General features: G+C 58.1%; 1 pseudogene. It reads left to right on the forward strand.

What is annotated here, in order from left to right:
* Positions 1-199: pseudogene (locus tag EN804_RS36505) on the forward strand (transporter substrate-binding protein); the annotation flags it as partial.
* Positions 200-289 lie beyond the last annotated feature (90 nt).

Consider the following 289-nt stretch of genomic DNA (forward strand, 5'->3'; position numbering starts at 1 on the left):
GATCCTGAAGGCCTACCTGATGTCGAAGGGCGTCAAGGAAGAGGACATCATGATCAACTACACGCCGTTCGGTCATTCCGACTGGCAGACGATCGTGTCCGATATCAAGAAATTCGGCTCGGCCGGCAAGAAGACCGCCGTTGTTTCCACGATCAATGGTGACGCCAACGTGCCCTTCTACAAGGAACTGGCCGACCAGCGGCGCGGTATCGAGACCGGCAAGCTCTTCTTCGCCCACGGAGAAGGCGACGACCGGAATGTCTTCGGCCTTGATGCCCTGGTTGGCCAG

Origin of the sequence: Mesorhizobium sp. M8A.F.Ca.ET.161.01.1.1 (genome assembly GCF_004792105.1) — a bacterium.
Lineage (GTDB): Bacteria > Pseudomonadota > Alphaproteobacteria > Rhizobiales > Rhizobiaceae > Mesorhizobium.